Below are 22,832 nucleotides of genomic sequence, written 5' to 3'. Positions count from 1 at the left end.
AATTATTTTTTTACACAACCCATAATGCCAGCAAAGCCTGGAGCATTTTTCAAACAGTTAGGATCAAATTTTCCTTCCATACACTGATCGATCATTTTTTGTTTACCTTGTTGTAATCCTGCGAGAACTGGTGCCGCCGCTGGATTCTTTTTAGCTTCTTCTTCAATTTGAACAAAAGTGCTAGCGAGAGCAGACTCACACTCTTCTTGGGTATACACTTTGGATTTACAATTAGCCAAGAAAAGCCCGAGAGCGAGCGCCAAAATGAGGGATTTTTTCATGAAAAACTCCGATACTTAGATTTCATGATAGCTTCTTTTTTAGAAAGAGATTTGAAAACAAAAAAATGATCCACCATATTGCCATAGGTACAGCAAACCCATCCCGATTAGCCGAATTTTACCTAAAAATTCCAGGTTCCAAAAAAATTAAAGAATTCCATTATGAATCAGGGATTTTACGTTCCGTTTGGATCGAGTTCGGCTCTATCCTCGTTATGTTAGAAGAAGGGGAAAATAAGTCCCCCCGTGCCCTTGTTTTTTCCTATCAAGAATTCGAAAAATCCAAGTGGACTCAGTTTTTAAAACAAACCAAAGTCCAAAGCCGAACAGAATATACTGTTTATTTTTTAGATCCTGACGGCAATCTCTTAGGAGCAAGCAGCTATCCAGAAAAACTAGAGTCTCTTTTAGAAATGAGTTGAGAAAACAACTAATTCTATATATGGTAACATTCACTTAGGAACAGAAATCCAAGAGAATGAGCATCAAACAAAAGTTAGCACTAGGTTCTTCCATCATCACCTTTTTTTCGTTAGGAATTATCCTCACACTTATCTCTTATGTCATTTACAAAAATGCAAAAGAAGGTGCGTTGGAAAATATCTCCATCCTCGCCGACAAAATTTCACTCGATGTAGGAGATTATTTATCGGCCCCACTGGGCGAAGCCTATTTGTTAAAACAAATCCTTGAAGAACCAAATATTTTAGACCGGGAACGTGTTTTCAAAGTTTTAAATGTAATGACTGCATCCAATGAATCCATCCTTGGCACCTATGTAGTTTTTGAACCGAATGCTTTTGATGGCAGGGACTCTAACTATCGTAATGCGAAATTTCATGACAATTCCGGTAGATTTATACCTTATGCAGTAAAAGCAAATAACACAATTATTATTGAACCTGTAGTTGGATTTGACCTTCCTGAGTCCGATTTTTACCAACTACCAAAAAAAAACAAAAAACCTGAACTCATTCCTCCATTTGATTATAAAGTGGATGGAAAAGATATAACTATGATTTCTCTTGTATATCCCATCCTAAGAAATCAAAATTTTATAGGAATAGCAGGAGCAGACCTTTCTTTAGCAACCATTCGGACTTATCTCAAAAATTTAAAAATCCTAGATGGAACAGTAAAGATCACTCTCGTTGCTAGCAATGGTTACGTATTATTTAATGGACTCCATCCAGATGAGAAGGATGTACAATGGAAGGATGAAGAAGACAAATATATTAATTTAGCAATGTCTTCTAAAGAAAAACAAACTTACTCCGATTCGGGATATTTTCATGTGAGTTTGCCTATACAACTAATCGAAAATACCGCACCCTGGACACTTCGCGTTTCTTACCCACAAACACGAATCACAAACGAAATCCAATTCATTTTCTGGATCGCTCTAATTCTCGGTGCCATCGGAATTCTTTTTTCCACTCTAGCAAATATGATCATCTTTCGCAATTTAGTAGATAAAAGGTTACAATCGTTGATTGGATTTACTAAAGATGCAGCTAACGGGAATTTATCGAAAGAAATCGTTGATGAGAAAAAAGATGAAATTGGTCACTTGGTAGAAGCTGTAGTGGGGATGGTGACTAACATTAGGCATATATTAAGTGTGGCGCAAACATCTGGATCAGATCTCACCGAGACCTCCAAATTTATGGAAAATACAATCATTGAACTTTCTGATTTGGCCCAAAGCCAAGCTGCCTCATCAGAAGAAGCGAGCGCCACAGTGGAAGAACTCAATGCTTCTTCCGAAACAATCAATTCCAATGTACAACAAGCGGTTAACAATTCCAAGTCTATTAACAATTCGCTCCATGCCATCCAAACTTTGGTGCAAAAAATTACCTCCGAAGTAGAGTCCTTTGGAGAAATTGCCGTTGGGGCCAATCAAAAAGCAGAAGAAGGACGAAATATGGCGGGTCTTACTTCTAAGGCCATCGAAGAAATCCAAGAAAAGTCGTTAGCCATTACTGAATTTTCTGACGTTATTTCAAATATTTCCGAAAAGACAAGTTTACTTGCGTTAAATGCTGCTATTGAAGCAGCTAGAGCTGGTGAATCCGGCCGTGGGTTTGCCGTCGTAGCAGAAGAAATTTCTAAATTAGCTTCACAGGCAGCAGAATCTGTTTCGCAAATTAACACTTTATCCGTAGAAGCCTTAGAATCGATCCAAAATGGCGGGAACCAAGTCACAAAACTCATCGATTTACTTCGTGAGATCATACGAGAAGTATCTATAATTTTTGATAAGGCAAAAGATATCGTTCCCCTCATCCAGGATCAGAAAACAAAAACGGATCAAATTTACACTGAAATCGAAGAAATCACTTCCCTTGTTGAGTCCATCCAACAATCAACAGAAGAACAAAAAAGAGCCACTTATGAATTATCAAATATGACCATAAATATTTCCAATGGGTCGCAAGTGTTATCTGAACAATCGGAAACTATGTCTGCCAATTCGGTTCGTATGACAGGAATTAGTTCAAAACTTTCTGAAGTTTTACTAAAATTTAATTTATAGGTGTTTCAGTGATAAATACACTCAAGGTGAATTCCTAAAGAGTTTTTAGGATAAAAAAAGAATAAGAGGAATCTTTCCAAGCGACTGCATAAGCCCAAAGGAGACCACCCATCTGGAACTTGGAAAGACTGTGTCTGGTCGGTTTTGCAACAAAGCTAGAGGCGTTATTGCCCAGCCACCTCGCGAGTCAAAAATCTTTTGTTGTAACAACTACTATCCAAATAGACCACCTCCTTTGCTTATACCTTAGCTATGCCTTTTCTAGTACTATCGAGAAATAACGTCAAGAAAACATTTGATCAAAACTAAAAATAAAAGAAGATAGTGTAAGTATGGCAAAAGAACAAGAGGAAAAAACCTTAGAGAACCTGAACCAGTCTAACCCGCTCCAACTGGATTTTGAAGTTTCCATTTTTGATCTCTTCAAACACTACTTCCAAGTAAAGCTCCACGTAAAAACAGTAGAATCGGAAATGACCTTCTGTTTGCCTTGTTGGACTCCTGGATCTTATATGATCCGAGACTACGGCACCCACTTACATAAATTCGAAGTCAAAAACTCTAAAACAAACGAACCCGTTTCTTGGGAAATGGTAGATTTACACCGTTGGAAACTCAAAAACCTACCAGGTGAAATTGAAATTTCTTACATTATCTATGCATTTGAAGACTTTACCGTCAGGACAAATTACCTCGAAACTGATTTTGGATTTATTAACCCACCTGCACTTTTTTTGTATCCCGAAGGGAAACTGGAGCAACCCTCTAGTGTTCAATTTCATGTTTCTAACCATTTCCCTTATGTTTATTCCAGCTTAACTCGCAGCCAAAACGATTCTCATCTCTTCTATGCAGAGAATTTTGACGAATTATTCGATTCCCCTTTTCACTTAAGCAAACAAAATTCTTTATTTTTTACCGCAGGAACCACCAAACATGAATTACTCATCGAAGGTGAGATAAACTTCGATTTTAAAACGAAGTTAGCCCATGACTTAAAAATAATTACCGAAACACAAATTGAATGGATGATGGAAAGCCCAAATCCATACTATTTATTTGTTCTTAACTTAAGTTTACCGGCTTATGGTGGTTTAGAACATAGAGCATCAAGCATTAATTATTTTAACCCAGAACTCATTTCCGATGAAGAGGAGTATAAAAAGTTACTCGAACTTTTATCTCACGAATATTTTCACCTTTGGAATATTAAACGAATCCGTCCGATAGCACTAGGTCCCTTTGATTATCAAAAACCCAACCTAACAAGAGAGTTATGGATAGCGGAAGGATTTACTAGTTTTTACGATGCCTATTTTCTGTATCATTCCGGTTTTTTATCAAAAGAAGAATACCTATCCAAACTCCAATCCGATATATTCGCACTGGAAGACAATGACGCAGACTTTTGGATGAGTTTAGAAGAATCCTCTTTTACAGCTTGGACAAAGTATTATAAGCGAAATGGGAATAGCCATAACATAACCGTTTCTTATTATACAAAAGGTGGTGTTATTGCATTATGTATGAATTTGTTTTTGTTAAAAGAGTCCAAAGAAAGGAAAACCATTCGCCACGTCTTCCATAAACTAAACGAAGTTTTTGTTAAAACAAAGAAAAGAGGATTCACCAAACAGGAATTTTTTGATACTGTCAGAGATGTCACTGGAGTGGATCTCAAAACAGAATTTAATGAATATTTAGAGTCCCCAAAACCAATTCCTGTGGACCATTATTTAGATATCATTGGAATTCAAAGAATCCAAACAGATATGGTGGGAGAGACTGGTTTCAAAACAAAAGAAAAAAATGGAAACCTCTATATTCAAAAACTACTTCACAAATCAAATTTAGAATCATTCGATTTGATGTTAGATGACGAAATCCTCGCCATCAATGGAAAAAGAGCTACTCCGAACACCTTACAAAAACTGGAAAAAAACCTAGGCCCCGGTGAGAAGTTTCATCTTATCCTTTCAAGGTCAGGGAAAATCAAAGAAACAATGATTACTGCGTCAGAGTATTACAAAACAAAAAAGTTTGTCATCGCAGAAGACTGTACAGAAGACAAAAAAGAGCTCAGAGAATTTTTTTTAAGGAATGTAGTGTAAATGCCAGGTTTATTTAATTATATTTTAACTCCCTCAAGTAAAGACGAGGTCCTCCTCGATAGGCCGCTCCCCGTTTCCCATAGACACCCGAAACATTGGATTCATATCACAGCAGAGAATGAAGAAAAACTCATGTTTCTTTTCCAAAAACATGATATCCACCAATTAACAATTGAAGACATTCTAAATCCCAATAGTCGAATCAAATTAGAAATTTTTCCCAATTATATTTTTTTTGTATTCCGTGGTTTTCATTTTGAAAGAAACCAACTCACTCAAAAAAACTTTAACTTTATATTAACACCAAACCAAATCATTTCTTTGACACTCGATTATCGAGATAGCATAGGCGATATCATAGACCAGTGGAAGGTTAATAATAAAATTCTTGCACGCGGTTATGAATTTATAGTCCATAAAATTTTGGATATTGAAACAGATCATACATTGGCAATCACTCAAAAAATTGAAGAAAGAATTGAACATTTTGAAGAACAAATTTTTGGAAATGCAAAATCTTTAGACATCAGTAACGTTTATAGTTTGAGAGCCAGTCTTCTTTCTATCAAAAAAGGAATGTTACAAAATAAAGAAGTATTAGAAGACTTAGAAAAAATCAAAAACAGTTTTTTTAGCGATGAGGCCGATGCATTCTTTCGAGACGTACGTGACCATTCCCTACGCATTTTGGAACTAGTGGATAGCAATATAGAATCTATATCCTCAGCTCTAGAAGCTCACATTGCCATTTCCACTCGTAAAACTAACGAGATCATGAAAATTCTCACGATTATGACTGCCATCATGTTACCCATGTCACTAGTAGCAGGAATTTACGGAATGAACTTTCGCCATATCCCCACTCTCGAGTGGGAGTATGGTTTTATTACTGCACTTGGTGCTATGGGGTTTTTAGGGATCCTAATGTTAATCTATTTTAGGATCAAACGTTGGTATTGATTTTATATCAACCCACGAATTTGAACTAATAATTCAGGATCTTCTACTGGAGGATCAATTTCTCCTCTCGTCCACTGATTAAACAACTCCTTCAAACGTTTGTTAAGCGAATCGAATTCGGGAGAATTCGGAAACAAAATAATGGAATTTGGTTTTACTGTTTTTCCTGTTGTGGAAACAAAAGCGAAATCAGGAATCATTTTCTCTAAGGTCTCAGCAGAAAAAGCAGGATAGTTAGAACCGAGCCAATCCACGGAAGGCAAACAATTCTTCTGAAAATAGGCATCACTCAGAGCAGAAACCAAAGCCCGTTTTAGCTGTTGTTTTTTCTCTTTTTCTAAACGATCTTCCCTTTCCCTTAGTTTCTTCTTATAATAATTCTCGCGTCGTTTTTGATACAAGAATTGGCGATCCATTTGTGCATAAGTTAGAATTGATTTTGCTTTTGCATAACCAGAATTCACAATTGGTGTCACACCCAAAAAATAGAAGAGTTTGTAAAACCAAGGAATATATTTAAAATATACTGATTGTAAATTTTTACCATAGGTCTTAACAAACTCATCATCCTTAAATAAAGGTTTTAATTCCTTTTCGTTTAATTCGATGATTGCTTTCAGATATAAAATGTGTTCTGTAGTAAACCTATAATTTTGAAAGATAAGTTGATTAATGTCTTTGATGTTATTCTGATTATTATTTACAAAGACTGCAATTTTTGCATCCTGATCAAACCATTCGGCAGAAAGGACTTTTGGATTTTTTCGGAGTAGATCTACAATGATTGTATCATGTTCGTTATCCTTTTCCAAGTTAATGCGAAGTAACCTGGAATCGAAATCAAATTGGCTATCCAACATCTTCATATAAACTTTTAAAAGCCTATCTACTTCTCGTTTTTTTTCTACTTCTGCATACTTGGCAGCCAATTCAGCCACCTTTCGTAGATTATGGACTAAAGGATAAAATCCATTTTCTTTGAGTATCTCCTTAAATTCATACAATGTATCAATTTTTGAACGGATCAGATCTATTTCATTCGGTTCGGAGTTTATACTGGCTACTGGAGTAGTTGAATGAATTCTATCGAAAGCCAATCGAATTTCTGTATCAAAAGCCTTCGCCAAGGGCTCTACTTTGGTCACCAAATACTCATTGGCAATTTGTAAAAAATTTGCTGCTTCTATTTCCGGCACAAAGTAAAATCCAACATGAGGCAAAACAATGGTTCGAGGATCGGCATCAAATTCATCAACAATGAGTCCTCTCGAACGTTTCAACATCTCAGCTGACGGTTGTAAGGGGAATTGCTTCGGGTCTAATAAACGATCTAATTCATCACCAGAACCACTTTCCTCTTTATAATCAATATCTGCTAATTTGTTCAGAACAATACGCCAAGTATCCTCTGTTAAAATTCTTTTAGCTTGAATATATTGAAATAGGTGATCTGTCGATCTTGCTATCAGTAATTTATATGGCTCCTCTAGAGGCATTCCACCAGGAAGCCCTACGAGAAAAGTCACTAATCGCAATTCACCAAGATCTGCATCAAACTTAATTTCAAAGAGTTGTGTGGTTAAACCATAGTCAATAAGTTGCCACATAGCATCCAATGCTGTTTCACGATCCATTTTCAGTTTTTCAAAATTGGGATCAGTTGGGCGAAACAAATGACCTGCTTCAATGTTTTCACGAGAACTTTGCACTTCCACTGTCTTCATGATAGACAAGGCTTCTTTTTGTAAGATAATCCCTGAAGACCTTCCTAAGGTTTCTTTTGTTGTTAATTGCAAAAAATGATCGTGCGGAACGGATATTCTCATAGATTAAATGGCTGTAAGTCCACCATCGACTGTCCAATTCGATCCAGAAATATACCCAGATTCTTTTTGAAGTAGGAAATTAACCACACGTGCTATTTCGGAAGGTTCCGCAATTCTCCTCACCGGTGTCTTTTCAATAATTTTAGACTTATGATCGGTAATCTGGTCTTCTTGGATTCCCATGCTGGTATCTACGAATCCTGGACTCACTGCATTGGCGGTGATACCAAACTTTCCCCATTCATCGGCGATCGAACGAATAAAACCAACTAACCCATGTTTGGAAGCGGAATAAGCTACAGAATTGGCTGAACCTACAATAGACAAAGAGGATGCAATTGCCACGATCCGTCCAAAACTTTGACTTTTGAAAATAGGAAGTAACAACTTAGAAAGTAGGAACAAACTGTTTAAGTTAATTCTGAAAATAGATTCCCATTCTTCGATAGAAACCTCAGTAATGGGATGATAGGGGCCACCAAATCCTGCATTATGAACCAATCCATAAAGATCGCCAACTTCTGAACTTTCCTGGATGATTTTGGAAATACCTCTTTCTACAACGAATGGTGTTTCCGATAGATCCAGCTCTCTATAGGTCTCTTGGAGGATAGGAGAACTGGGCCGTACTTTGTCTAGATTCCAAACAGAAAAACCCGCAAGGACGAGTGTTCTGACAATTTCCCTGCCAATCCCGCCACTGCCGCCTGTCACGAGAACAATCGATTCCTTGATTTCCATCGGACCTACAAAATTCCTTTTCTTGGGGTAATGGATAAGTCATCTACAAAGATAGATTTAGGCAAGTGGGAAATACTCCACAAATACTCGGAAATGTCCGAAATAGAAACCATATCATTCTTGTCAAACTGGGGTCTTGTGTCCCAGATTTCCGTGGCCACCGCACCGAGACTTACATGAATTACCTTGGTTCCGATTGGTTTCCACTCCTCACGAAGGGCCCGAGCCACACCCAAAACAGCATGTTTTGAGGCACAATATGCCACAGATTCTGGAAATCCTTGTTTTCCAGCAGTGGATCCTAAAAAAACAAAAGTTGAACTACGAAAAAAGGGTAAATATGGTCCAAATGCTTTCGCAATCAAAATGAGAGCATGGACATTCAGATCAAAATGAGATTTTAAATCGGATTCCTCTAAACCAGAGATCGGCCCAAAAACGCCATCACCCAAAGCATAGTAAACGAGTAAGTCCACAGGATTCACAGATGGAGTGGAAACACTCGGATCTGAAAGGGACCCATATTTAGAAGGAAGTGATTTTCGAAATGTTTCCAAATCGTTTGGGTTTTTGGCATCGAAAACAAAGGATCCCTTTTCTTCTTTTGGGAAGGACCCCAGTGTTTGGGAACCACTTCTAGAAAATCCGAAGAGAGATACAGATTTGTCTTCTAAAAAACGTTGGTAGAGCCCTTGTCCAATTCCGGAACCAATTCCAAAAATATATACATGGGCTCCCTCTTTCATATCCGTCTAGCCATCACTTGTAATAAGAAATGCACTGCTTCTAAATGTTTATTTGCTTCGGCCACAGTTTTTCCCCATACCGTGGGACCGTGACCTTCAATGAGAAGAAAAGGAACTTGCGGTTTACCAATAGTTTCCATGTAACGTTTGATTTCTGAAGCAATGGTTGGAACATGAGTGTGGTTATAAAAAACGGGGAATTTTAAGTTTGGTTTTTCATCCCAAATCCCAAAGGCTTTGATGATTTCGATTGGAGGGAGAGATATGTCTCGGAATCCCTCCTCTTTGCCAATTCCAAATTCTAAAAGGTTGGAATCTAAAGTATGAACATGCAAAGCAGAACCTGCGTCAGGATTTTTTGAGTATACCACCTGATGGATGCTAGTTTCCGCTGAGGGTTTCAATCCCTCACCTGCAGAAACCAAAGAACCATCGTTTACCGAAACACAAACAAAGTCTTTATCTGTAAGTTCTCCCTTATGTTTTCCGGAAGCTGTGATCCAAAACGTATCTCCGTCGCGAGCGGAGAGATTTCCAGCAGTGGCATACATCCACTGCCTTTCATAATAGGTATGGGAAAGTTTGGTCAGTTCCTTTAAAGAAGGGTGAGGATCCAAATCTATTTGTTCACGCGCTCCACGTAGCTCAAATCTCGGAGGTCAATTTTGACTGTGTCCCCTTGTTTGATAAAGATAGGAACTTGTACTTCTCCACCAGTTTCTACAGTCACTCGTTTGAGTGCAAGACCAGTAGTATCCCCTTTGAGGCCGTCTTCTGCATAAGTCACTTCTAAGATTGCAAAGTTAGGTGGTGTTACACCGATTGGTTTGTCATTATAAAATGATACTTCTACCGGAGTTTCTTCTTTCATAAAAGGAAGGATGTCTTCCACATAATCTTTGGAAACCGGGATTTGTTCGTAATCGTTGACATCCATAAAAATGATTTGGTCACCGTCTGCATAACAGTACTGCATTTTACGGCGCTCTAAATCCACACTTTCCAATTTTTCTGCTGCTTTGAAAGTTCTTTCAATTGAAGAATCACGGACAATATTTTTTAGTTTGGTACGGATGAATGCAGAACCCTTTCCAGGATTCACAAACTCGGTTTTGACGACGGAATAAAGCTCATTCTCGATCTTGAGGATCATTCCTTTTTTTACTTCTGTAATGCCTAAGTTCATAATTTCGTTACTCGTAAACAAAATCCGAGGGACTTGGCCCTGTGTCAACCGAAGTATGGTCATAAGCGATGACCTGGTCGGATTGGAAATGGCAATTACAAAACCGAATCACTACCCTTGGCGATTTGGAAGAAAAACTGACTCTAACAGAAGAAGAGAGGGAAAGTTTTGCCCCCGCACTTTCGGAATTTAGTTTTGCAGTCACTCCCTATTATTTGGAACGAATCGACAAAAAAAATCCCAACTGTCCCATTCGAAAACAAATCATCCCCCGAGCGGGAGAGCTTAGAAAAAAACCAAACGAAGTAGAAGATCCCCTAGCAGAAGAACGTTATATGCCGGTGAAAGGAGTGACCCATCGTTACCCAGACCGTGCGATTTGGTACATTTCTCATGTCTGTGCTGTGTATTGCCGATTTTGCACCCGGAAACGAAAGGTCTCAGATCCGGAAGAAACTCCCAATCGAGGCGAATGGGAGAAAGCCCTTTCCTACTTTAAAACTCATACGGAAGTAAGAGAGGTCATCCTGTCCGGTGGAGATCCACTTACTTTATCCGATTCTTCCCTTGATTATCTTTTGGGGGAATTAAAGTCCATCCCTCATATCAACCAAGTAAGGATTCACACCCGCCACCCAGTCACTATGCCCATGCGACTGACAGAATCTTTAAACGAAGTTTTTGCCAAACATTTTCCTTTGTATATGGTCACTCATTTTAACCATCCGAATGAAATTTCGGAAGAAACTAAAATGTATGTTATGCGAATGATAAAAACAGGTTTTGTATCTATTTTTAACCAATCTGTTTTATTATCAGGAATCAATGACGATGAAAAAATTTTGTCAGAACTCAACTACAAACTAATCAGTATAGGAATTAAACCTTATTACCTCCACCAATGTGATGAAGTATTTGGAAGTTCAGACTTTGTGGTACCTATTGAAAGAGGAATTGAAATCTATCGAAAACTTCGTGGTTATCATTCTGGAATCACAATTCCCAATTATGTAAAAGATCTTACTGGTGGTGGGGGAAAAGTGCTTCTCTCTCCTAACTATTTACAAAAGAAAACACCAAGTGGATATCTGTTTCAAAACTATTTAGGAGATGAATATGAAGTGGGACATTAAAATCATTTTTATACTTTCTTTCATTATAAGCAACGCCTGCCAAACTCTACAGGAACCACCGAAAGAAAAAAACAAAGATACTACCCTTCCTAGTCACAAGGTAGAAACAAAAAATTCTCACCTAACCAAAGAGCTACGCCTAACCTACCACGCAGTCTGGGTGGCAAAAGAAAATTTTGAACTCCTAAAATCTGGATCCATTTTTGGGACAGGGAATAGTTATGAAATTCGTTTGGGGGAAGGACAAAACATCCTTTGGTTACGTTTATCTTCCACGGACCGCGAAAACCAGTCCCAATTCCCTTATTTTTATAAAGAGGAAAACAAAAACCCAGACGTATCCTATTTTGTTTGGGGATCCAAAAAATGCAGTGTCCTTGTTTTTCCCTACAGGGACTCGCAACTTTATGCTCGTTGGGAAGGAATCCATAACGGATTTTTACTCGTTTTTGAGACCATTACTTCCCAAACCACAGATCCCAAAGAACTGGCCAAGGACCTCCACCAAATGGTCCTCCAATCTCTGGAATTGTACTAGGCACGAGAATCCCAACAAAGCCTCATTTTTTAGAAAAAAAGATTAGGCAAATAGAATGGAACCCTTAGGCTTTGAGGAGAATTTCTATGTGGCTAAAACTCGGTGAATCGGAAGTTATTAATTTGGATTACGTTGCCTCTATCAAAAAAAATCCGAACCAACCTTCGATTGAAATCATTTACCAAGATCTCAATAATGTAAAATCCCTTCCTTTTCCCGGCAAAGAAGAACGCGACCGCGCCTTCAAAGCCATTTTAGAGAATCTTTCTCGAATGAAATTATACTTTGAATGAACAATGGAATTTGAAGCACTAAACCCTAACCTCTATGCACAAGTTTTGGATGAATTAGAACTCATCCCTTCGACCAAACCTTACCAAATCCTTTTTTATGGTTCCCGCGAACGTGGGGATTTTCACCCAGAATCTGATCTCAATTTTTATTTGGTGGCTCATTCGACAGACCAGATGAAATCTCAATTCATTGATTCCATCTCCCGCGCCTTACAGAAATTAGAAGATGTGGCTCCAGTGAATATGATTGCAGGAGATGCTGATTCTCTTCGTCATCGAATCAAAATTTCGGAACCAGGGAGCTTACAACTGATGGAAGCCTCATCCGTGTTCTACGGCGAAGGCCTTTATGAAGATCTAAAAGCCGAGTGGGAAAAATGGAAAGGCAGAGAAATTCCTAAATCTGATCTCATTGCCTATTTGGAAAAAAGAATTCGTTTTTTTAAACAACAAGTCACAAGAAATACTAAAGACGAAATTTCCCAACTCGAAAGGATCACGACCCTCACACTTCATATTTGGGCCTTACAAAATATCCATGACCTAACTCATATTGAACTTTTGAAAATGGATACTCCCGACCAAGTAGCACCTCTTTTTAGCAATCTTTATCGAAAGGAAATGGAGGACTCCGTTTGGGAACTTTTAGAATTACAAACTAGAGTTCGTAAACTAAAGGTAGATATTCGTTGGAAACGAGAAGTTTCTCGAGAAGATATTCATGAAACAAAATATAAACTCATATCGTTACGTAACGATGAAGAGTTTATGATGAACCTTTGGGCTTAAATTTTTCTCAAAGGTTGCAAATAACAATAGATCTCATTTTTTCAAACGGAACCATTAACTGTTCAGGTTAGCAGATTATTTTCTTTTTTCCGATTCTGCAAACAGAGAAAGATATGACTCAAAACCTCTTTTTTTTAATTCGGATTTTGGGATAAATTCCATTGCTGCCGAATTCATACAATAGCGTTTGTTTGTTGGTGCAGGTCCATCATTAAACACATGACCTAAGTGAGAATTCGCTTTTTTGGATCGGACTTCAGTTCTTGTCATCCCATAAGAATGATCATCTACTTCAAGAACATTGCCATTCACAAGTGGTTTTGTAAAACTAGGCCACCCCGTACCTGACTCAAATTTATCTTTAGAACTAAAGAGGGGTTCTTTGGATACAATATCAACATAGATCCCTTCTTCATGATTGTCCCAATATTCATTGTGAAAAGCAGGTTCTGTCTCCCCTTCTTGTGTGACACGGTATTGAAGATCAGTGAGTTTTTTTCGAAGTTCAGGGTTGTCTATTTTTTTCGGTGAATGGGAGGAGGATTCAGAACAAAAGTTGGTTCCTATCAATCCGAGTAGAACAAAGAAACAAAACAAAGTGAAAGGGAAAATTCGCTTCATGGTACTTAGACCGGTTGGATTTCAAAATTTTTGCTTTTCTTTATACGAATATGATTTCGTCTAAATTAAGTATGATGATCGCCCCTTTACCGGAAAATGAGACAGCACGACTTTCGGCTTTAAAAGGGCTCGAAATTCTCGACAGTCCCGAAGAGGAGATGTTTGACGAAATCACAAAACTTGCTTCCCTGATTTGTAATGTTCCAATCTCGCTTGTGAGTCTAATCGATGAAACAAGACAATGGTTCAAATCGCATCATGGTTTGCATACTCGAGAAACACCTAGATCTCTTGCCTTTTGTTCCCATGCGATTTTGGGAGATGAACTTTTTGTAGTGCCAAATGCAAAAGTAGATCCTCGGTTTAAAAATAACCCCTTAGTGAATGAAGCTCCCAATGTAATATTTTATGCAGGGATTCCCTTGGCTTTAGGTGACCAAATTAACTTGGGAACATTATGTGTCATTGATAACAAACCAAGAGAACTGAATGAAGACCAAATTCAGATGCTTCGCCTTCTTGGAAAACAAACCATTCGTTTATTACAAATGCGAAAAGCCACAGAACGCTTAGAAATAGAAAAAATCACTGCCGAAAGAGCCACTGCTGCAAAACGAGATTTTATAGCCGCCATTAGCCACGACATTCGGAATCCATTAAACTCTCTCCTAGGTATGTCAGAAATGATCCGCGAAACTGAATAGAATCCAACAATTCTAGGATATGTAGATCATATCAAAAATGCAGGCGAAGTGATTTTACATTTAGTCAATGACACAATCGAAATCTCACGATTAGAAGAGAACGCAAGTGTCTCAAATCATGAATGGTTTGAGCTCTATCAATGTTTACATATTTTAGATTCTTTTTTCAAAGCAGAAACCAAACGAAAACACTTGGAATTTAAACTTCATAGTTCAGTGAATAAAAATGTATATATTCACTCAGACAAAAGAAAGATAGAAAAGATCTTATGGAACTTAACTGCCAACGCAGTTAAATTTACGAACGAAGGAGAAATCTCTTTTTTCGTATCTCTGGAAACAAAAACGAAGGAACAGGGAATTTTGTTGATTGAAGTGAAAGACACAGGACCGGGCATTTCTCCTGAGGTAAAGGACAAACTGTTTCAAAAATACAATCAATTTGTTCCTGAAGGTTGTGGAATTTCAGGTTCTGGTCTTGGACTTTCCATTGTCAAACTTTCGCTGGAAGAGTTGAAAGGAAGTGTGGAAGTAGAATCCAAGTTAGGTGAAGGATCAACTTTCAGAGTGAGCATTCCTATTCTTTGGAAATTCGAAGAAAAGCCACCATCCTTAATGCCAGAGATTATTTCCAATTCCAACCAACTGCCTAGTTTTTCTAAACAACAAAAAGTTCTCATTGCAGATGATAACGATCTTAACAGAAAAGTACTAAAAAGTTATTTAAAGCCGTTTGGTTTTGAAATCAAAGAAACAAGTAATGGAATCGAGGCGGAGAGAGAACTACTCGATACTGCTTACGACATTGCTTTTTTGGATATAGAAATGCCTGGAAAACACGGTACTGAAATTGCGAAGCTTTTTACGGGAAAACCGGATCGTCCCATTCTTTTTGCTTGCACTGGACTCTGTATGCCAGAGGAAAAAGAACAAATCCTAAACTCAGGATTTGAGTATTTTATGCCCAAACCCTATCTCAAAGAGGAACTCTACGAACATCTCAGAGAAATTGCCGAAAAAAGAACCTAGGACATTCTAGTATTTTTCCCTTTCTTTTTTAGGCCGTTTTTTTATTGTATCCTATTTCCATGACTAAGAATGACACCGAAGTTGGAAATGACTTCCAATCCTTCGGATTACGTCCTGAAATACTACAAGGAATCACTGAAGCAGGCTTCGAATCACCAAGCCCTATCCAAAAACAAGCGATTCCGCTCGTATTGGAAGGAAAAGATTTAATCGCACAAGCGCAGACCGGTACCGGAAAAACTGCAGCTTACGGACTCCCCTGTTTGAACCGAATCAATGTGGAAGAAGGCATGCAAGTGCTTGTCCTCACACCCACTCGGGAACTTGCTTTGCAAGTATCAGATGAATTGTACAAACTGGGAAAACATTTAGGAATTAAAACCACCACAATTTACGGTGGAAGTTCCTATTCTAAACAAATCACTCAAGTGGCAAAAGGTGCCCAAGTTGCTGTTGCAACTCCTGGCAGACTCCTTGACCTATTAAAAGGTAAGGAACTTAAAAATTTCAAACCATCAATGGTGATTTTAGACGAAGCAGATGAAATGCTTGATATGGGATTTATGGATGATATTGAATCCATCTTTAACTTACTTCCCACCAAACGCCAAACATTATTATTTTCTGCGACAATGCCCGAACCAATTAAAAAATTGGCGAGTAAATACCAAACACACCCAGCTCATGTGAAGATTGCACCTACTGAAAAATCTTCCAAGAACATCGAACAAGTGTATTATGTGATCGATGAAGCTGAACGTGAAATTGCTGTTGTCCGAATTTTGGATTATGAAAATCCATATAAGGCAATCATCTTCACCAAAACTAAAAAAGAAGCAGATGATTTAAAAGCAACCCTTGGATTTAAAGGATATCCGGTAGAAGCCCTCCACGGAGACTTAAACCAAAAACAAAGAGAACAAGTACTAAAAAGCCTACATGATGGCCGAGTTAAAATTCTTGTGGCAACAGACGTTGCGGCACGTGGTCTTGATGTAAAAGACTTATCTCTTGTGATCAACTACCACCTTCCTTTTGATAGCGAAAGTTATACGCATAGAATTGGTCGTACTGGCCGCGCTGGTAAATCGGGAAAGGCAGTGACTCTTGTAACCACAAGGGAATCTCGTGCTCTACTCCGCTTGAAAGGAACTTCTGGAATGAATCTTACAATAGCTGCCCTTCCCACTAAAAAGGAAGTTCTGGCACGTAGAGAAGAAGACTTTTTAAACAAAGTAGTAGAAACAGAAATTCATGCGGATGCAGAAGAAGTATTAGAAAAACTTTTGAAGTTAGACGATAAAAGATCACTTTCATTGAAACTACTTTCGACTATGCTTGATAAAACCAAAATCAGTGGCCCTGAAAAAATCGGAAAAACACCTGGAGAATGGAATGAAACCCCTCCTGGTGGTGGATCTGGTGGAAGACGACGTCGCGATGACGGTGGTGGTTCAGGCGGGCGCGGTGGATACCGTGGTGGCAGGTCGAATAGTGAACGCAGCGAAAGAGGCGAACGCAGTGACCGCGGAGAAAGAAAAGAGCGTAGTGGAGAAAGTAGCCGCCGTGTTAGCACACCCTCTTCTAAAAAAGAAGGTGGAGTGTATGTGAAAGCGGCTGGAAAAAAAACTCAGCGTTTTCGAAACAAGTAGTGGCTCACAAACCACTCTTCACCGTTTCGGTAACCCCATAACTCAGCACAGGCGAGAAAGAAAACTTTCCAATATACAAACCATTTGGTTTTTTCTTTTTCGCCGTAAGTACTGGCAAGGATAGGCAAAAGTTTATCCTTGTTTTGGATCATATTATCATACCAAGCTTCACTCGTTCGCGCATAATGAGTTCCATTGACTACCCAATGATTTTCGATGAGAAAATCTTTTTGGAAGTATAAAAACAAATCATCCGAAGGCATCTGCCCACCCGTAAAAAAGTATTTCGCCATCCAATCGGTTTCATCTATGACTTCAAAAGGATAAGCAAATTCTTTATGGGTGAAAATATGGACAAAAAACTTTCCATCGGCCACAAGAAACTTAGATAACTTCTCAAAAAGTTTTTCGTAGTTTTTCATGTGTTCTAGCATCTCAACAGAAACAATTCGATCAAACTTGTCTTTGGTCGTAAAATCGTTCATATCTTTTGTGATGATGGTTAGGTTTTTTAATCCACGCTCTTTAGCACGTTTGTCGATAAATTCCTTTTGGGTTCTTGAATTGGAAACACCAGTAACTTTACATTTTGGAAATTTCTCAGCTATGTAGAGAGAGATACTCCCCCAACCACAACCTAAATCGAGAACACGCATTCCGTTTTTAATCTCGGCCCTCTCCACAGTGATTCGCAACATTTCTTCTTCTGATTCTGCAAAACTTGTATCCAGTGTCGGCCAATACCCGGAAGAGTACTTCATCCTTGGACCCATCACATAGGTAAAAAAATCACTAGGAACTTCATAGTGTTGTTCGTTAGCTGCGTCTGTATGTACAGCAATAGGAGATTTTTTTAACTCGTTTACATAATTTATTTTATGTTGGAGCTGTGCTGTAACATTTTCTTTTCTCTCTTGTTTGATTCGCAAAGCCAAAAGTTGTCGGATGCGAAACCTTATGAGCCAATCAGGAAAAATATCCTTTTCCAACAGTGAGTTGATACTGAAAGAAGCATCCTCTTCTTTCTCTCTAGAATCCGTAAAATTCATGTTTTATCCTTTTTTATTTTTGTTTTGGAAACCAAGGGAAAAATGCGTTTGTGGTGCTCATGTATTCGCGAAAAACTTCACCTTTGGAAAGAAGAGAATATTTTTCTGCAAAAGGGACGCCGGATACAAATCGTAACAATATAAACATAAATACTGGCGTTAGGAGGGAAAGTAGCGCCCAAGGAGCAGAAAAAATGGGAATGATCCCAATCCCCACCCAAATCACCCATTCAAAAAAATAATTGGGATGTCTTGTATACTTCCAAAGACCAAGATTACAAACTTTGCCCTTATTTTTTGGATCGGCTACAAACTCGTGGAGATCTCTATCGGCAATTCCTTCCCCAATCACTCCGATCACAAAGAAAATCCAACCAAGAATTACCATTATATATCCGTTAGGTCCCATAATTCCAGAATTGGGGAATAAGTTCCACTGTGCGGCAAAGTAAAAAGGGAACGAAAGAAGAAGTGCAAGAAATCCTTGTAACATAAAAACGTTGGTGAACATTTTCTGGTGCACTTTGTTAGCATAATCTTTTCGAAATCCAGCGTACCTTTTGTCTTCTGGATGGTTTGTGCGAATACGAGTCCAGTAAAGAAAACCAGATAACCTAAGAGCCCAAATCCAAACGGGGACAAGCACAGCAAACTTTGCATATAAATTTCCAGATCCGAAAAAACCGATTACACTGGCAATCCCTGCGATGACAAGTCCCCAACCTACATCAATCACGGCATAGTTGTCTCTCGACTTCCCCCAAAGCCACATGAGACTCATAAAGAAAAAAGTGAATATAACGGCCGCTAAATATGAGTTCAACAAATTTTCCAAAGGATAGATCCTCTCCCTAACCTTGGTTTAGACAGAGTTCAGTGTGGTTTGAAGTCCTCATAAAGTTTTTTATAAAGAATTTTTTCTAAAAATTTGGGAGAGAAAAAACGCATCCATTCTAAGAATTTTCCAGATAGATTGAATGTGACAAGCCTTGCTTCTTTGTCTTTGGCCACAGACATAAGAACATGAGCCACTTCTTTTGCACTCTTTCTTTTTCCTTTAGCAGGAGCTTCCGATAAAACCCCTCCACTTGCATCAAGACCTGACGTACGAAGGGCCGTATCCGTATAGGGAACACAGACCAGAGAAACACCAAGTCCCGACTCTAGGTTTTCAATACGAAGGGATTCAAGCGCCGCATGTAGTGCAGACTTGGATGCCGAATATGCAGCCCGTCCCGGTACCCCATAAAGAGCGGAGACTGTGGAAGTAGTCACAATATTACCTTTGGCAGATAGAAGCAGGGAAAGGAGACCACGGATGAATTGGATGGGACCAAAAAAATTGGTGGCAAAGGTTTTCCGATACACGTCCATCGAAAGGGAATCAAAACGACCATGAGCCGTAATCCCCGCATTATTGAATAATACATCTACTTTAGAAACTTTTTTTTGGATCCACTCAATTGCATCCAACACAGAAGTGGGATCAGAGAGGTCACAGGCCACTCGGTGAATGAGAACGTCCTTGTGTTTGTTTTTGGGTTCGGCGATTTCTGCAGCACGTCTTGCCACAAGAACCAGTTCACAGGGGAATTTAGCCAATTCTTCATACAATGCTTTCCCAATTCCACTCGTTGCCCCAGTGATCACTACCACCCTATCGTTCCAAAAATCTTTTTTCATAACGCCCCTTTCTTCTGATTCCCACTCGACAAAGGATCGGGAGACAGGAGGATCTGACGAGTGAATTTTGATTCTAAATGGCAAGAGGGAATATGTTAAATCAAGTTTGGGAAATCCAAGGATCGTTCGGGTTAGAAAATCTAAAAAAATCCACAAGAGATCTTTCAGAATCACTTGCTCCCAAAGAAGTTCTTGTTCGCCTAACAGCGACTTCACTCAACTATCGTGATTATTTAATGGTCATTGGAACTTACAATCCAAGACAAAAACTCCCACTCATTCCCTGTTCGGATGGAGCAGGTGTTGTGGAGGCTGTAGGATCTGAGGTCAGTCTTTGGAAAAAAGGAGACCGAGTACTACCGATCTTTGCGCAGAGGTGGATGGATGGAGCTCCCAATATGGACAACCTTCGCTCCACTCTCGGTGGACCACATGACGGCTGTTTAGCGAATTATGGGAAATTCCAAGAAGAAGGACTTGTTGCAACTCCAAGTCACTTAACAGACAAAGAAGCTGCTACCTTAGGATGTGCTGGCCTCACTGCATACAATGCTGTTGTGAATTTTGGAGGGATTGAACCAGGGTCTGATGTGCTTTGCCTGGGAACAGGTGGAGTTTCTTTATTTTCTCTTCAATTTGCAAAAATGATGGGAGCAAGAGTCATCATCACTTCCTCAAGTGACGAAAAACTTGCTCGTGCCAAATCTCTCGGTGCTGATGAAACCATTAACTATGCAACCAAATCCAATTGGGAAAGAGATGTTCGCAAACATACAAAAATGGCAGGAGCCGATCTCATCATCGAAGTGGGAGGTGCAGGTACCATGCAAAAATCCATGATGAGTGTCAAACCTTATGGAACCATTGCTCTAATTGGTGTTCTTGCTGGTGGGGAATCGAGTCTTTCTCTGTACCCAATCCTCATGCAAGGTGTCAAAGTCCAAGGTGTGATTGTGGGTAGCCGTGCTGATTTTGAAAAAATGAACCGAGCCATCGAAAAAAATAAAATGAAACCCGTTGTGGACAAAGTGTTCGGTTGGGAGGAAGTCCCCGAAGCATTGGCGTATTTACAAACAGGAAAACATTTTGGAAAAGTGGTTGTAAGTTGGGAATAAGGGATAAGAAGAAAATTAAGATAACGAGAATCATACAGAAATCCGTTTTTTAATAGCCTTAGATCAATTTACTTTTGGATTGCAATTCTATCCAATTACTCTTTCAACAAATGACGTTCTCCCTCCGAAAGTGATGGAAAACTCGGAAGTAATGCCTGCATAGTAATTGCAACCGACCCAATGTCGGCCCCTTTCTGGGGAGGCGTATGATTTGTGATGGCAGCCACTAATACCTCACGCGCATCAAAAGAAAGAGTGATATCGCGTATTTCTTCTGGCATTGCAAGTAAGCTTAGTACAATTCCAGAGCTAAATGAATAGATCAACTCGGCAGCTCGTGTTTCAGTTACTTTCAGTTGTCCTGCGACTGCTATGCGGTGGATAAGTTCTTTAAGAAGTAGTTTTGAATTTTCGATGATGGGTAGTGATAATTCCGGTCGGGGTTCACCAAACATCAAGATGTAAAGTACTGGGTTTTCAAGTCCAAAAGTAATATGAGAATCCCAGGCTTTTCGAAGATCTTCCACAGGATCAGGACTTGGCTTTTGTTCCTTCTTTTTATTAAAAGCTGCAATAAAACCATATTCAGCTACAGCATCTAAAAGACCACGCGTCACCGAACAAACGATAAAGGGTTGGTGCTTGCACTTTCGCGGCTGCGGAAACTTGGGAGGAAGTTTCGAACTCAGCGCAGGGATCTTTGTAAAAAGAGTATCTTCCAGAATTCTGGTTTCCTAAAATTTCTGGAAGATCGTCATGATTGATAAAAAAGGAATCAATTACGAAAAGATCATTTCCCTTTTAGTTTCGATAATTCGTTCATAGAACTAAATTCTAATTCAGAAACTAAATGGAGAAGGTCTTTTATTTCCCCTAGCAATCTTACTTCACCTTTTTTGCCTAAGGTATCAAACAAAGTTGCGATTTCTGTCCAGTGAGCGGCAATCTTTTGGAATTGTAAATGGGTTCTTTTAAAGATGGGATCATTGGTTAGCTCATAAGATTCTAACAAAAAATCCCTATATAAATTTCTAAAAATCGCACCACCCGTCCCGGCTTTTTCCATCATCATAGCAGTGGTTCCAAAATCTCTTTGGATGTCTTTTGAAGAATGAAACCACTTCTCCAAATGGGATGCCAGTTTTCCAATTCCTTTATAAGAAACATTAGTAATGGGAGGATTGAGGTACTCACGAGCGTTATTTTTTGCCGCAAGAACCACCACCTTCCCCAAGTTTGTCTGTTTTTTCCCTGCCGCAATGGTATAAAAAAGATTTTTGGAAGCCATTGGTCCTTTTTCATTTCTTGCCAATTCTAAACTCTTTAAGGAAGTCTTTACCTTAGTTCCCTGTTGTTTGGTATCCACCAAATAAGCATTAGTCTTATCATATCCATATAGAGCAGCATAATGTCCTGCAAAATGAATCGGTTTCGAAAAATATTCCAAATGAAAACAATCCAATTTTAAGCCAACTGGTATTCCAGAATCAATTAAATCACGAACGGACATCCATGCCTTTGACTTCGATGCCGTTTCTTGTATGTTAAGGTTCAAACTTAAATTTTTAGTGATGTTTGTTGTGATTTGGTCTGGTTTTGTCCTCCCACCAATAAAGGGGAAGTCCATCGACTTCATGTTCCAAAAAATAAAACTAAGCCCTTCTCCAATGCCAAATAACATAGGTTCAGAAAGATCAATTCCGATATGTTTTAAAAGAGTACCGGTAGTTGTTGTTTCACAATGAACTCCCTCAAAGGGCGAAAGATTAGTTAAAATCATAATTTAAGTGATTACCAACGTTGTAATGGTTTTCATAACTTACTAAAATATTTTCG

The 22,832-nt window shown here is 38.8% G+C and carries 22 protein-coding genes and 1 pseudogene; 11 read left to right on the top strand and 12 right to left on the bottom strand.

Annotation, left to right across the window (positions count from 1 at the left end; all coding sequences use genetic code 11):
* Positions 1–2: 2 nt before the first annotated feature.
* A complete protein-coding gene (locus ND811_RS09145) occupies positions 3–281 on the bottom strand; it encodes a TIGR04454 family lipoprotein (RefSeq protein WP_135568438.1) in 279 nt (92 codons plus the stop codon).
* Between the two features lie 65 nt (positions 282–346).
* Here ND811_RS09145 and ND811_RS09140 point away from each other — a divergent pair, with 65 nt between their 5' ends.
* The 4 genes from ND811_RS09140 to ND811_RS09125 all read left to right on the top strand — a co-directional run bounded on the left by ND811_RS09140 (position 347) and on the right by ND811_RS09125 (position 5,891).
* A complete protein-coding gene (locus tag ND811_RS09140; RefSeq protein WP_265351673.1) occupies positions 347–703 on the top strand; it encodes a VOC family protein in 357 nt (118 codons plus the stop codon).
* 56 nt (positions 704–759) lie between these two features.
* The gene (locus ND811_RS09135) at positions 760–2,820 is read left to right on the top strand and encodes a methyl-accepting chemotaxis protein (protein ID WP_265351674.1); all 2,061 of its coding nucleotides are present in this window, start codon (positions 760–762) and stop codon (positions 2,818–2,820) included.
* Positions 2,821–3,152: 332 nt separating this feature from the next.
* Positions 3,153–4,931: a M61 family metallopeptidase gene (locus ND811_RS09130; protein ID WP_265351675.1), complete on the top strand. Its 1,779-nt coding sequence runs from the start codon at positions 3,153–3,155 to the stop codon at positions 4,929–4,931.
* Positions 4,932–5,891, top strand: a complete 960-nt coding sequence (locus tag ND811_RS09125) for a magnesium transporter CorA family protein (RefSeq protein ID WP_265351676.1) — start codon at positions 4,932–4,934, stop codon at positions 5,889–5,891.
* A 2-nt stretch (positions 5,892–5,893) separates the two neighbouring features.
* On the opposite strand, the gene ND811_RS09120 is transcribed toward ND811_RS09125, so the two are convergent.
* Genes ND811_RS09120 through efp form a run of 5 tightly spaced genes read right to left on the bottom strand, consistent with a single transcriptional unit; the run spans position 5,894 to position 10,390 of the window.
* Positions 5,894–7,717 (bottom strand): hypothetical protein, encoded by a 1,824-nt coding sequence (locus ND811_RS09120; RefSeq protein ID WP_265368910.1) that lies wholly within the window; start codon positions 7,715–7,717, stop codon positions 5,894–5,896.
* A 3-nt stretch (positions 7,718–7,720) separates the two neighbouring features.
* On the bottom strand, positions 7,721–8,458 hold the full coding sequence (locus ND811_RS09115) for an SDR family NAD(P)-dependent oxidoreductase (protein ID WP_265351678.1): 738 nt from the start codon (positions 8,456–8,458) through the stop codon (positions 7,721–7,723).
* A gap of 5 nt (positions 8,459–8,463) precedes the next feature.
* Positions 8,464–9,204 carry an SDR family oxidoreductase gene (locus tag ND811_RS09110; RefSeq protein WP_265351679.1) on the bottom strand — a complete coding sequence of 247 codons (741 nt, stop codon included), beginning with the start codon at positions 9,202–9,204 and terminating at the stop codon, positions 8,464–8,466.
* A complete protein-coding gene (gene mtnB, locus ND811_RS09105) occupies positions 9,201–9,821 on the bottom strand; it encodes a methylthioribulose 1-phosphate dehydratase (RefSeq protein WP_265351680.1) in 621 nt (206 codons plus the stop codon). Before mtnB ends, ND811_RS09110 begins: the two co-directional genes overlap by 4 nt.
* 2 nt (positions 9,822–9,823) lie before the next feature.
* Positions 9,824–10,390 carry an elongation factor P gene (efp, locus tag ND811_RS09100; protein ID WP_100715848.1) on the bottom strand — a complete coding sequence of 189 codons (567 nt, stop codon included), beginning with the start codon at positions 10,388–10,390 and terminating at the stop codon, positions 9,824–9,826.
* 68 nt (positions 10,391–10,458) lie between these two features.
* Here efp and ND811_RS09095 point away from each other — a divergent pair, with 68 nt between their 5' ends.
* The 4 genes from ND811_RS09095 to ND811_RS09080 all read left to right on the top strand — a co-directional run bounded on the left by ND811_RS09095 (position 10,459) and on the right by ND811_RS09080 (position 13,143).
* The gene (locus ND811_RS09095) at positions 10,459–11,523 is read left to right on the top strand and encodes a KamA family radical SAM protein (RefSeq protein WP_265351681.1); all 1,065 of its coding nucleotides are present in this window, start codon (positions 10,459–10,461) and stop codon (positions 11,521–11,523) included.
* Positions 11,507–12,061 carry a hypothetical protein gene (locus ND811_RS09090; RefSeq protein ID WP_135743578.1) on the top strand — a complete coding sequence of 185 codons (555 nt, stop codon included), beginning with the start codon at positions 11,507–11,509 and terminating at the stop codon, positions 12,059–12,061. Before ND811_RS09095 ends, ND811_RS09090 begins: the two co-directional genes overlap by 17 nt.
* A gap of 86 nt (positions 12,062–12,147) precedes the next feature.
* Positions 12,148–12,354, top strand: a complete 207-nt coding sequence (locus ND811_RS09085; RefSeq protein ID WP_004787999.1) for a hypothetical protein — start codon at positions 12,148–12,150, stop codon at positions 12,352–12,354.
* A 3-nt stretch (positions 12,355–12,357) separates the two neighbouring features.
* On the top strand, positions 12,358–13,143 hold the full coding sequence (locus ND811_RS09080; RefSeq protein WP_265351682.1) for a hypothetical protein: 786 nt from the start codon (positions 12,358–12,360) through the stop codon (positions 13,141–13,143).
* A gap of 75 nt (positions 13,144–13,218) precedes the next feature.
* Here the strand turns inward: ND811_RS09080 and msrB are convergent, their stop codons facing one another.
* Positions 13,219–13,764: a peptide-methionine (R)-S-oxide reductase MsrB gene (gene msrB / locus ND811_RS09075; RefSeq protein ID WP_265351683.1), complete on the bottom strand. Its 546-nt coding sequence runs from the start codon at positions 13,762–13,764 to the stop codon at positions 13,219–13,221.
* Positions 13,765–13,835: 71 nt separating this feature from the next.
* Between msrB and ND811_RS19615 the strand changes: the two are divergent.
* Both ND811_RS19615 and ND811_RS09060 read left to right on the top strand, forming a co-directional pair.
* Positions 13,836–15,497: pseudogene (locus ND811_RS19615) on the top strand (hybrid sensor histidine kinase/response regulator).
* Positions 15,498–15,556: 59 nt separating this feature from the next.
* Positions 15,557–17,149: a DEAD/DEAH box helicase gene (locus tag ND811_RS09060; RefSeq protein ID WP_265351686.1), complete on the top strand. Its 1,593-nt coding sequence runs from the start codon at positions 15,557–15,559 to the stop codon at positions 17,147–17,149.
* Here the strand turns inward: ND811_RS09060 and ND811_RS09055 are convergent.
* The 3 genes from ND811_RS09055 to ND811_RS09045 are packed head-to-tail and all read right to left on the bottom strand — an operon-like array spanning position 17,128 to position 19,881.
* Complete coding sequence (locus tag ND811_RS09055) at positions 17,128–18,198, bottom strand: SAM-dependent methyltransferase (RefSeq protein WP_265351687.1); 1,071 nt, start codon at positions 18,196–18,198, stop codon at positions 17,128–17,130. The genes ND811_RS09060 and ND811_RS09055 overlap by 22 nt on opposite strands.
* 13 nt (positions 18,199–18,211) lie before the next feature.
* A complete protein-coding gene (locus ND811_RS09050) occupies positions 18,212–19,033 on the bottom strand; it encodes a DUF1295 domain-containing protein (protein WP_265351688.1) in 822 nt (273 codons plus the stop codon).
* Positions 19,034–19,071: 38 nt separating this feature from the next.
* Complete coding sequence (locus ND811_RS09045) at positions 19,072–19,881, bottom strand: SDR family NAD(P)-dependent oxidoreductase (RefSeq protein WP_265351689.1); 810 nt, start codon at positions 19,879–19,881, stop codon at positions 19,072–19,074.
* A 92-nt stretch (positions 19,882–19,973) separates the two neighbouring features.
* Between ND811_RS09045 and ND811_RS09040 the strand changes: the two genes are divergently transcribed.
* Positions 19,974–20,996: a zinc-dependent alcohol dehydrogenase family protein gene (locus tag ND811_RS09040; protein WP_265351690.1), complete on the top strand. Its 1,023-nt coding sequence runs from the start codon at positions 19,974–19,976 to the stop codon at positions 20,994–20,996.
* Between the two features lie 95 nt (positions 20,997–21,091).
* Here ND811_RS09040 and ND811_RS09035 read toward each other — a convergent pair whose 3' ends face one another.
* Both ND811_RS09035 and ND811_RS09030 read right to left on the bottom strand, forming a co-directional pair.
* On the bottom strand, positions 21,092–21,613 hold the full coding sequence (locus ND811_RS09035; RefSeq protein ID WP_265351691.1) for a TetR/AcrR family transcriptional regulator: 522 nt from the start codon (positions 21,611–21,613) through the stop codon (positions 21,092–21,094).
* A gap of 173 nt (positions 21,614–21,786) precedes the next feature.
* On the bottom strand, positions 21,787–22,776 hold the full coding sequence (locus ND811_RS09030; protein ID WP_265351692.1) for a BtrH N-terminal domain-containing protein: 990 nt from the start codon (positions 22,774–22,776) through the stop codon (positions 21,787–21,789).
* Positions 22,777–22,832: the final 56 nt, after the last annotated feature.

The organism is Leptospira soteropolitanensis (genome assembly GCF_026151655.1).
In the GTDB taxonomy this organism is placed as follows: Bacteria; Spirochaetota; Leptospiria; order Leptospirales; family Leptospiraceae; genus Leptospira_A; species Leptospira_A soteropolitanensis.
Note: the sequence above shows the minus strand (reverse complement) of the source record. Positions and strands in the feature narration are given on the sequence as shown.

What these genes read in the sequence shown, in the direction of transcription:
- ND811_RS09145 (WP_135568438.1), bottom strand. Translation starts at nt 281, where the DNA reads ATGAAAAAATCCCTCATTTTGGCGCTCGCTCTCGGGCTTTTCTTGGCT.
- ND811_RS09140 (WP_265351673.1), top strand. Translation starts at nt 347, where the DNA reads ATGATCCACCATATTGCCATAGGTACAGCAAACCCATCCCGATTAGCC.
- ND811_RS09135 (WP_265351674.1), top strand. Translation starts at nt 760, where the DNA reads ATGAGCATCAAACAAAAGTTAGCACTAGGTTCTTCCATCATCACCTTT.
- ND811_RS09130 (WP_265351675.1), top strand. Translation starts at nt 3,153, where the DNA reads ATGGCAAAAGAACAAGAGGAAAAAACCTTAGAGAACCTGAACCAGTCT.
- ND811_RS09125 (WP_265351676.1), top strand. Translation starts at nt 4,932, where the DNA reads ATGCCAGGTTTATTTAATTATATTTTAACTCCCTCAAGTAAAGACGAG.
- ND811_RS09120 (WP_265368910.1), bottom strand. Translation starts at nt 7,717, where the DNA reads ATGAGAATATCCGTTCCGCACGATCATTTTTTGCAATTAACAACAAAA.
- ND811_RS09115 (WP_265351678.1), bottom strand. Translation starts at nt 8,458, where the DNA reads ATGGAAATCAAGGAATCGATTGTTCTCGTGACAGGCGGCAGTGGCGGG.
- ND811_RS09110 (WP_265351679.1), bottom strand. Translation starts at nt 9,204, where the DNA reads ATGAAAGAGGGAGCCCATGTATATATTTTTGGAATTGGTTCCGGAATT.
- efp (WP_100715848.1), bottom strand. Translation starts at nt 10,390, where the DNA reads ATGAACTTAGGCATTACAGAAGTAAAAAAAGGAATGATCCTCAAGATC.
- ND811_RS09095 (WP_265351681.1), top strand. Translation starts at nt 10,459, where the DNA reads ATGACCTGGTCGGATTGGAAATGGCAATTACAAAACCGAATCACTACC.
- ND811_RS09090 (WP_135743578.1), top strand. Translation starts at nt 11,507, where the DNA reads ATGAAGTGGGACATTAAAATCATTTTTATACTTTCTTTCATTATAAGC.
- ND811_RS09085 (WP_004787999.1), top strand. Translation starts at nt 12,148, where the DNA reads ATGTGGCTAAAACTCGGTGAATCGGAAGTTATTAATTTGGATTACGTT.
- ND811_RS09080 (WP_265351682.1), top strand. Translation starts at nt 12,358, where the DNA reads ATGGAATTTGAAGCACTAAACCCTAACCTCTATGCACAAGTTTTGGAT.
- msrB (WP_265351683.1), bottom strand. Translation starts at nt 13,764, where the DNA reads ATGAAGCGAATTTTCCCTTTCACTTTGTTTTGTTTCTTTGTTCTACTC.
- ND811_RS09060 (WP_265351686.1), top strand. Translation starts at nt 15,557, where the DNA reads ATGACTAAGAATGACACCGAAGTTGGAAATGACTTCCAATCCTTCGGA.
- ND811_RS09055 (WP_265351687.1), bottom strand. Translation starts at nt 18,198, where the DNA reads ATGAATTTTACGGATTCTAGAGAGAAAGAAGAGGATGCTTCTTTCAGT.
- ND811_RS09045 (WP_265351689.1), bottom strand. Translation starts at nt 19,881, where the DNA reads ATGAAAAAAGATTTTTGGAACGATAGGGTGGTAGTGATCACTGGGGCA.
- ND811_RS09040 (WP_265351690.1), top strand. Translation starts at nt 19,974, where the DNA reads ATGTTAAATCAAGTTTGGGAAATCCAAGGATCGTTCGGGTTAGAAAAT.
- ND811_RS09030 (WP_265351692.1), bottom strand. Translation starts at nt 22,776, where the DNA reads ATGATTTTAACTAATCTTTCGCCCTTTGAGGGAGTTCATTGTGAAACA.